Annotated in this window: 6 protein-coding genes; 3 read left to right on the top strand and 3 right to left on the bottom strand. The window is 36.0% G+C overall.

Features of this window, described 5'->3' with window-relative positions; genetic code table 11:
• Positions 1-639 precede the first annotated feature (639 nt).
• Positions 640-792 (bottom strand): hypothetical protein, encoded by a 153-nt coding sequence (locus F6K40_RS36195; protein WP_293143805.1) that lies wholly within the window; start codon positions 790-792, stop codon positions 640-642.
• A gap of 88 nt (positions 793-880) precedes the next feature.
• On the opposite strand from F6K40_RS36195, the gene F6K40_RS36190 reads away from it, so the two are divergent.
• From F6K40_RS36190 to F6K40_RS36180, 3 genes are all read left to right on the top strand, one after another.
• Positions 881-1915 (top strand): S66 peptidase family protein, encoded by a 1035-nt coding sequence (locus F6K40_RS36190; protein WP_293143802.1) that lies wholly within the window; start codon positions 881-883, stop codon positions 1913-1915.
• A gap of 423 nt (positions 1916-2338) precedes the next feature.
• Positions 2339-2725, top strand: a complete 387-nt coding sequence (locus tag F6K40_RS36185) for a VOC family protein (RefSeq protein ID WP_293143799.1) — start codon at positions 2339-2341, stop codon at positions 2723-2725.
• Positions 2726-3610: 885 nt separating this feature from the next.
• Complete coding sequence (locus tag F6K40_RS36180) at positions 3611-4921, top strand: recombinase family protein (protein WP_293143796.1); 1311 nt, start codon at positions 3611-3613, stop codon at positions 4919-4921.
• Positions 4922-5260: 339 nt separating this feature from the next.
• On the opposite strand, the gene F6K40_RS36175 is transcribed toward F6K40_RS36180, so the two are convergent.
• Positions 5261-6730 carry a pentapeptide repeat-containing protein gene (locus F6K40_RS36175; protein ID WP_293143793.1) on the bottom strand — a complete coding sequence of 490 codons (1470 nt, stop codon included), beginning with the start codon at positions 6728-6730 and terminating at the stop codon, positions 5261-5263.
• Between the two features lie 371 nt (positions 6731-7101).
• Positions 7102-8568, bottom strand: coding sequence for a hypothetical protein (locus F6K40_RS36170; protein ID WP_293143790.1), 1467 nt, complete (start codon positions 8566-8568; stop codon positions 7102-7104).
• Positions 8569-9698: the final 1130 nt, after the last annotated feature.

Raw genomic sequence — 9698 nt, 5'->3', positions numbered from 1 at the left:
CCTCCCCATCCTCCCCATCCTCCCCACCCTCCCACAAGGGTTTCAAGAGTTCCTTATAAGGGATAGCTTTTTAAGGGGGGCAGGGGGGATCTAAAACTGTATCTCACCAATTTGAGAAACGCTATAACTAATTACCCGGATTCTATATTAGATAGGACTTACGCACACGAAACCCGGTTTCTACGAGAAATCCTTGTTTTGAACAATAGATGTCTATGAGAAACCGGGTTTCTGGGTTCACATGGCCTTAGTCCTGTTAGAATGAAAATCATCATTTTCTGGTAAATTACAGCAATTTCACGCCCGCGCGTGAGGTACAAAATTTCATTAGACATCTCCGGAAAAGAGGGAACAGGGAACACTTAACTCTTAGCTGGAAGAACCCACCCCTAACCCCTCCCAGGAGGGGAGTAATAGATAATTTCAAATGGGAGAATTGATTTTATTTTTCATTTTCGGAGATGTCTATTTAGTAGTTTTGGCAGTTCAAGCATCCTGCTTGTTACAGGCAAGATGCCTGTGTTACACAGATAGATATCAATCTTCAACTGTACCTTACCATCCTCATGCATTGCTGTAATAGTATAGCAGGGAACAGGGAACACTTAACTGGGAACAGTTGGAAAAGTGTTTCCTAGTCTAAGATTCATCATCAGTCCATGTCCTAACCAATTCTTTCTTAGCTATAGTAAAAATCCTGGTAGTTCTGCATTGTAATGGTGAAAATATATATTTTTTAATTTCTTCCCACACGGACCACACGGACCACACGGACCACACTCTCTCTACCATTCCTCAGCACCACCACCAAAATCCTAGTATTTATGCTTTTTCCTATAGAATAAAATCAAGAAATTTATGTCTTTTTATTCCTACTTTAATGATGAGCGATCGCCGTTACTTTTTAAAATTTCTAGGTCTAAGTTTATTGGCAACTCAACTTACTGCTACCAATAAGCGTTCCCAGAGCATTGCGTCAGCAATATCGCCCCAACCCATCCTCAAACCACCCCGTCTCAAAGTTGGCGATACCGTAGCATTAGTTAGTCCTGCCAGCATGATTTTCAAACACGAACTCAAATACATCAACTTAATTTTAGGGCAACAAAAATTAAAAGTAAAAGTTGCAACCCACGCTCTAGATCGATATGGATATTTAGCAGGTAAAGATATAGATCGCGCTGCCGATATTAATGCCATGTTTGCCGATGACGAGGTAAAAGCATTGGTGACAACTAGAGGTGGTTGGGGTAGCAGTCGCATCTTGCCATTATTAGACTATGACTTAATTCGGAAAAATCCCAAAATTATCATCGGTTACAGCGATATTACCGCCCTATTGTTGGCGATATACGCACGCAGTGGTCTGCTGACATTCCACGGTCCTTTTGGTACATCTACCTGGAATAAATTTTCTGTTGGTTATCTCAAAGATATACTCTTTGCCGGAAAAGCGATGACGTTGCAACCTCCCACAAATATTATTGTCGAAACTATTACATATGGAAAAGCGCGGGGGCGACTGGTGGGTGGAAATTTGTCTGTGTTAACGGCAATGGTGGGGTCGAATTTTTTGCCAGACTGGCGAGGGAAAATTTTGTTTGTGGAGGAGATAAGAGAGGATGTTTATCGGGTAGATCGAATGTTGACTCAGTTGAGTTTAGCAGGTGTGTTGCAGCAGTTAGAGGGTTTTGTGTTTGCCCAATGTATTAAATGTCTGGATGAGGAAGATGATTTTCCGACGTTAACTTTATGGCAGGTTTTGTTAGATCGTATTCAACCTCTAGGTATTCCCGCGTGGTATGGTACGGCGATCGGTCATATTCGGGATAAGTTTACAGTGCCATTGGGAGTAGAGGTAGAAATTGATGCAGGTCGCGGTACGATTCAGATGTTAGAAAATGCAGTAGTTTAGGGATAGTCAAATCAATTCATAATTTTGAATTTTGAATTCAAAATTATAACCTCTGACTTTAGGCAAAGGTTTGAAATGGGGCAATTCGTGTTTGCGTAGCATTGCAGGAAATCGCCCCTACAGGTGGTGTATAACTTGATATTTTCGTAAGTCCTGATTAATTATTAATAGGTTTGTTGACCAAACAAGCAAGGGGTTTGGTCTCCAAACCCCCTACAGAATTGTCAAATTTTACTTCATTTATGAGTAGGTACTTAAGATATAATATAATATCATGTCCAGATAATTAGTGATAAAAAAAGTTTTTGTTTGTAGTTTTGCTCTAGCAATAACTATAGAAGTTGCTCAAGTCCAACTACGAAGCTTTAATTATAACTATTTAACCGGACATGATATAACTACAAATTAATTGAGAAAAAATTTATGCAAATAACTCAATCTCTCCATGCTGCTCTGTTAGTTTCAGACCTAGAAAAAGCCGAACATTTCTATGGGCAAATTCTTGGTCTGGCAAAAGCAGATCGCTCCCGCAATTTTCCGGGCACTTGGTATCAAGTTGGTAACTTCCAAATACATCTGATAGTATCCTCAGACATAATTCCCGATCTAGTTAATTTAGAAAAATTAGGCCGAAATAGACATTTAGCATTTTCAGTCGTTGACTTAGATAATGCAAAAGCACAACTATTAGCAAATAATTGCCCAATGCAAATGAGTGCCTCCGGTCGCGCTGCATTATTTACCCAAGACCCCGATGGTAATATTATAGAATTACAAGAGAGTAGGAAAGATGAGGTGATAGGAAGATGAGGAGATTGGCAGATGGAGAACAGTTAAAAAATAGACATAAGCGTGAAAATTAAAAATAAAATCGATTCTCCCATTTGAAATTATCTATTCTTTCTTCCAGCTAAGAGTTAAGTGTTCCCTGTTCCCTCTTTTCTGGAGATGTCTAATATTTATTCTCTCAGTTGTATCAGATTAACCTGCAATCTGTTTTCAGTAAAAAATGGCTTTGTTGCATGAAAGTAGTCACAGAACATCTGTTCCGCTTTTCGGTTGCCAGATCCGACATCAAAGGTGAACCTAGTGGCAGCTATATCACCATATCTTGATTATTGATGCTTTATTCATTTATTGGCCAATAGTTAAATCGCTCAAAGCCTTTGCAGGTATAAATTTCAGCCTTTTTTTTATCAATCTTTGATGTTTGATTTATTTATTGGACAATAGTTGTAGAAGTATGAAGTACATAAGCTTTAGCTTGTGCGGTAGCCATAAGTTTTCATACAACAAAGCCGTAAAAAATAGATAATTCCAAGGACGATCAATGTTTAATATAAACAGGACTTACGCAAAGAAACCCGGTTTCTACGGTAAATCATTGTTTTTGACAATAAACATCTACGAGAAACCGGGTTTCTGGGTTCGCATGGCTTTAGTCCTGATAAATACTCGGTATAGTGTCTCTCAAGTTACTGAAGTACAGTTGTTTTTCTTCTTTTTTGTCAAAATAATTGGGTCGCGCAACCGCGCCTCGATCAGCGAAATGTTTTTGGAGGTTTGCTCTAATCCCCTACTTCCCCTCCTGCTCCCCTCCTCGGAGGGGTTGGGGGTGGGTTTACTTCTGACTTGGTTAATCTCTGTTTCCCAAATTACTACTCCCTACTCCCTACTCCCTACTCCCTATTCACAATGAAAATTATTGCCTATTCATACACAAACCCTCTGTTTGAAACTGCACCAGACCCGACAATTTGGGGATGGGAAGTTGACCAAATATATCAAGACCTAGGCGATCGCCAAGAACTCCAACAACTCATCCAAGACTGCCAGACCGAACCTGTTAATTATCTGCTAATTCGTCAACTTGAAGAATTAGGAGACTCTGTAGAAGAAGTGTGCGATCGCCTCACCCAACTCGAATCTCTCAAAATTAAAATTATCTCCCTCAAATCAGACATCAAAATTAACCAAGACCAAAGTGGCAACACCCAAGTAACCAAAACTGACCTACTTAAACTCCTCAACCAAATTCGCCAAAACCAACATAGTCGGAAAATTCGTCAAGCTCACGCTCGCAACCGCATTAAAGCGATACCCCCACCAGGCAAAGCACCCTATGGATATCGCCGGGGGAAAGACCGCTACACTCTCGACAGAAGCGCCGTCCCTGTTGTCAAAGACTTTTTTGAAAGCTTTTTATTATTCGGGTCTTTGCGTGGTGCCGTTCGTCATATTGAGAAAAAATACGGCAAAAAAATTTCTGTCACCACTGGACGACGTTGGTTAACCAACCCCGTTTATCGTGGTGACTTACAATATCAAAATGGTGAAGTCATCTCTAATACCCATCTTCCCATTATTTCTAGAGAAGAAGCTGCCCAAGTCGAACGTTTGCTGCGACGCAACCGTCGAATGCCTCCGCGCACTGCCAGCGCTCCTCATTCTTTGGCAGGTTTAGTTGTCTGCACAGAATGTGAGTCTCCAATGATTACGGCAAGAGTCACCACATTTCGGAAAGACAAAGAATATCTTTATTTACGACCCAAAAGTTGCCCCCGCAAACGAAAATGTAAAGCTTTACGTTATGAAAAAATTTTAGAGCAAACCATAGAAATAATTTGTCAAGAATTCCCCCTTGCAGTCGCTGCTTTAGAAATGTCAAATATGGATGGAATTAAGAGTAAAATTAAACAGAATATTTCTGAGAAACAAGAGATTCTTTCCCAGCTACCAAATTTAATAGCTAATGGCATTTTCGATCGAGAAACTGCTGAACTTCGCACTTACAAATTAAAAACAGAAATTTCTCAATTAGAAAGTCAATTTAATCAACTACCACCAGTGAATTTATTAGAGATGGCAAAAGCAGTTTCTCTACCTCAATTTTGGTGGGATTTATCTGAATCAGAAAGGAGATTTTACTTACGGGAATTTATCAGCAAAATAGAAATTATTCGTCAAGATATAAGTTGGGATTTACAAATTATTTTCATTTTTTAATATGTCCTAACTTTCTCTTATATCATGTCTCTTTGAATAACCACAATAAAAAATTTAGGGAGCAGGGAGCAGGGAGTAGGGAGTAGGGAAGAAAGGGAAAGAGCAAAAAATATTCTTCCTTAGAGACGAAGAACATTTTTATTATGGCTAATTAATGAGACTTGATATTACTCTGCTATTAGGATTCAATCATATTATTCTATTATACTTGGCAACCGCAACAACCATAGCGCACCGCTCACCGCTCTATTGTTGCAACAGCTCAAACTTTTGAATTATTTTATCTAACCACTTAAACCATTCTCCTTAGTAGGTGGAAATAGGTTAACTGCTTTACGCCTATTTGCATTGAGGAGGATTAGCAGGATTAGAGCTTTTCTCTTGTTCAATTTCTTTTATTTTTTGATTATTCGCTTCTTCATTTTCTGGAATCCATTTATCGTCTGAATCCGAATATGTTGCTTTTGTATAAACAGCTTTATCCCAATTACAAGCTGTTTTTATCTGTTCATTATTAATTATTGTACCACTGAGGTTAGCACCACTGAGGTCAGCATCACTGAGGTTAGCACCACTGAGGTTAGCACCACTGAGGTTAGCACCACTGAGGTTAGCACCACTGAGGTTAGCACCACTGAGGTCAGCATCACCGAGGAAAGCATATCTGAGGTCAGCACCACTGAGGTCAGCATCTCTGAGGAAAGCATATCTGAGGTCAGCACCACTGAGGTCAGCACCAAAGAGGTTAGCATATATGAGGAAAGCATCTCTGATGTCAGCACCAAAGAGGTTAGCATTACTGAGGTCAGCATTACTGAGGTTAGCATTACTGAGGTCAGCATTACTGAGGTTAGCATTACTGATGTCAGCACCAAAGAGGTTAGCATTACTGAGGTCAGCATTACTGAGGTTAGCATTACTGATGTCAGCACCAAAGAGGTTAGCATTACTGATGTCAGCACCAAAGAGGTTAGCATTACTGATGTCAGCACCACTGAGGTCAGCTTTTTTTAAATAACTCTTTTCTAGATTTAATATTTTATCGTTATGTTTTTCAACATCTCTCCTACCAATAACTGTTATTGCTACCTGTATATCTATAGGAATTTCTTCAGGATTTTTTTCAACATTACTTGAAGATTGTTGAGAACTATATTTACGAATATATGAAGTTAAAATTTCCATAATAGTCCAGTGGTCTTTTTCAGAATCCTTCGCAATTCTTTCCAAAGCAAAAATAGCCCCCACACGAACCGATATATCATCTTTATTACCAAGCAGTTCTATTGCTTTTGAGAAACGGTCTGTAATTAACCTTTCTTCGGCTAATTGTCTATTTTCTCTGGCTAACTTTCTATCTTCCCTATTATCAATATAGGTTAAAATCAAACCCCCACCTGCTGAAATAGTAGCAAGCAATCCTAACATAGATAAAATTAATTTAATTATTTCTAGATTAAAATTACGATTTTCTTTATCAGATAAGTTACTCCAAAAAGATTTTTTATTAGTAAATATCCAAAGTCTTATTGGTAGTATTAATGGAAATATTAAGAAATTAATAACCTTCCATAAGAATTGAATAATTTTCCAAGTGTATTTAAAAGTAGGATTAATTATTTTTAATAAGAAAATTCTTCTGATAAATTGCTTAAGAATCCACAATCTAACCAACCAAGGTCGTTTTCTTAAATACTCTGAAGCTTCTTCCCAGTCTTGATCAGCATTTCCTTCTACACCTTCTTTTAATCGTTGCTTATATCTTTGAAATGCAATTTTTTCTATTAAAGGTTTCGGAGTATCTTTCATTATTAAATTTACCCTGCTAATTTATATAACTTAGATATAGTTAACTGAAGCTACCGAAAAAATTTGGTTTAAAGCCTCCCCTTGGATAGGGGATAATAAATAAAAATTTTCATAATTAGTCAATCCTCTTCTTTTCAAGGAGAGGTAATTATTAATTATTAATTATTCATTATTAATTGTTGAATTGAGCTAATAGCTAATAGCTGAATGTTTAAATATAGCGCTACGCATTAAGGTTAGGACATTTCTAAATCCTGTTTGCGGAGCATTTCCCTATAAGAAAAACCCTTTATTAGTCTGCTGTCTCTATTCCCTATTCCCTATTCCCTATTCCCTATTCCCTATTCCCTTTTCAAGTAACACTATAACACCTATTTTTTCACCTCAAAAACCTTTTTCAATAAATTAAACCAAAAATTAGCTCCCATAGATATTGCTATTCCACTAATTATCCAACCCAATAATTTTTTCAATCCTGCCAGATAAATAGAGAATTGATTTTCATTTGTGTAATTGTTTTTCTGTTGACCCCAACCAATAGGCAGTTCTAACCGATCTAAAGCTTGATTTACCTGAGCTTGAACCCTTTGTAACTCTTCCTCATTTAGATTATCATTAGCATTATTAACTAACTCCTCAGAATAACTACTAATAGTTGCTCGCAGCAAAGAATCTTTTGATAAACTATCCATTATATGTAATGTATCAACATTAGCAGCTATAGCAATAATAAAACCAATCAAAAAAGCAACACCTCTAGCATTACGTTGATAAACACCAGTAGCTCTTTCCATGCCATTATCAAACCATTTCTCAACTTCTTTTTGAAATTGATGAAAACCATCACCTGTTTCTTCAATTTTTGTAGTCGCTTGTTTCGCTAAAATATATAAACTTTTTTGCAAAGATTCAGGAAGTACATCAGCCATTTCCTTGATTTTTTTATATATCTTTCCCTTTTTACCTTCTAATTCTGCTGCCGCAGATTCTCCCATTTCTACCAGCTTTCCATAGAACTTTAATAGATTAGAAAAACTAGGCTCCATATCAGCGATCAAGACTTGTTTTTCCTGGGAATTTACCAATACTCGCCTGACTAAAACCATTTTCCTACTAAATTCAGAATGAGCTATTGGTGGCAAATATTTTACAGTTGTTTTTGTATATAAATTTAGTCTATCTAATATTCTATCTAAGGTTAAATTTAAACTTGCTAAATTGTTTTTATAATTGTGAGAAATTTGATTTAATTCTTGCACTAATGTTTGATATTCATCTTTAATCATCTGCTTTCTTCTAGGGTTTTCTAGATTCAAGTCATATAAAATTCTCTTGATCTTGACCAAAGTTTTATTCAGAAAATCTTCTAATTTAGATTCACTAATTGTTTTCATTGATTCTTGGATTTTTAAACTATCAATCAAACTAGCAGCAAAAGCATTTGATGGAATATGAGAAGGAGCAGTTTTTTCTGTACCAAAAATATTTTCAATTCCAGTTATCATTTGAATTAAACTACCAATACTGTGAATTATTTTCCGAAATCCTCTCTCTAATGGACCTTTGCTACCACTATAGTTAAGATTTTTGATTAATTGATTTTCATATAAAGACTTGACTAGCTTTTGTGTCTTTTCTAATTGTGGATTTGATTGGGAACTATGGTTGTTAAGATGAAGCTCGCCAGCAATTAACTCTTCAATTGATTTTTTTAAGTGGGTAGCTCGCCATTGCAAAACTATTGTTATTATCCCTTGAATTTCACTAGCTAGTAAACTGAAAGCAAGGTAAATAAAGATTAAACCAATGACAATATCTAAAATTATAGGTAAGTTCATGTTAATTTGATTAGTGACTAAAAAAAATTTTGATTCTAAATTACCAAAATTATAATAGGAGATTATTATGGGTGCATCTCAATATTTGCCAAAATACTTTTTGCCTATTCCCTATTCTCTGCCCCCTGTTCCCAGTTAAGTGTTCCCTATGCATCAATAAATTTTTGGCTTTCTTCTTGCATTGAGATGCACCCATTATTATAGATAATACCAGATTATAGACAACAGTTAAAAACCCCAGGATGTATTCATAAAAATACGGTTTATCAGCGTTTTTCACGCTTTTCTTTGAGAGAATCTATCAATATTCTAGCGATAGCAAAAATAGTGAAATTCTAGAACCTTTTACTGATGCAATCTTCACATTGTTTAAGTTTCTATCAATAAAATATTTTGACTTAAAAGTTCAGGGAGGTACACTGCTAGAACTGCCATTTATAGATAAAAATATTGATATATATAGGTTTTAGCCTATGCCAGTTAGTCCTGCCACAAAAATAAAAAGTAGCCTCTAAATATATGTATATATATATTAGACATCTCCGAAAATTAAAAATAAAATCAATTATCATCCATAAATTATCTATTCTTTCTTCCAGTTAAGAGTTAAGTGTTCCCTGTTCCCTCTTTTCTGGAGATGTCTATTTGAATTAATTTATTATTTTTACTGTCACTTTACTGCCTTTTACTGCTACATTTGATTTTTTTTACAAAAAAGGCCATCATTTTTAGATGGCCATTTAACTATAGTATAAGAATAAAATATACTAAAAAGATTATTTTCAGTCTCATCATCTTAAGGATAATTAGTATTACTTCCTGGGGAACGAAAACGAGAAAGTTTGAACTTGGTATTGTAAAGTTTTATTAATTTTATAGAAAAACATAGGAAAACAACTAAAAATATCTTAGACTCAGAAAGGATTGCAGAACAGCTCGTTAAATGTTTACAGGAGGGATAATACAGTTAGTAGAACGTACTATTATTAAAAAAAATAATCTGGTGTCAAATACAATGAGTCATGTCAATGTTCGTTTAAATACCGATCAGAAAAGTAGTCCCAAACGCTTTTAGCAATGGGATAGAGGGTGTTGTAGTTCACCCCGTTAAGGTAACACTTAATTAAAAC

It is taken from the genome of Okeania sp. SIO3I5, assembly GCF_010672085.1.
GTDB lineage: Bacteria > Cyanobacteriota > Cyanobacteriia > Cyanobacteriales > Microcoleaceae > Trichodesmium.
This window is presented reverse-complemented; position numbering and strand designations above follow the sequence as displayed.

Excerpts from the sequence above, each read along its gene's own strand:
- F6K40_RS36195 (WP_293143805.1), bottom strand. The coding sequence starts at position 792 with ATGGTAGAGAGAGTGTGGTCCGTGTGGTCCGTGTGGTCCGTGTGGGAA.
- F6K40_RS36190 (WP_293143802.1), top strand. The coding sequence starts at position 881 with ATGATGAGCGATCGCCGTTACTTTTTAAAATTTCTAGGTCTAAGTTTA.
- F6K40_RS36185 (WP_293143799.1), top strand. The coding sequence starts at position 2,339 with ATGCAAATAACTCAATCTCTCCATGCTGCTCTGTTAGTTTCAGACCTA.
- F6K40_RS36180 (WP_293143796.1), top strand. The coding sequence starts at position 3,611 with ATGAAAATTATTGCCTATTCATACACAAACCCTCTGTTTGAAACTGCA.
- F6K40_RS36175 (WP_293143793.1), bottom strand. The coding sequence starts at position 6,730 with ATGAAAGATACTCCGAAACCTTTAATAGAAAAAATTGCATTTCAAAGA.
- F6K40_RS36170 (WP_293143790.1), bottom strand. The coding sequence starts at position 8,568 with ATGAACTTACCTATAATTTTAGATATTGTCATTGGTTTAATCTTTATT.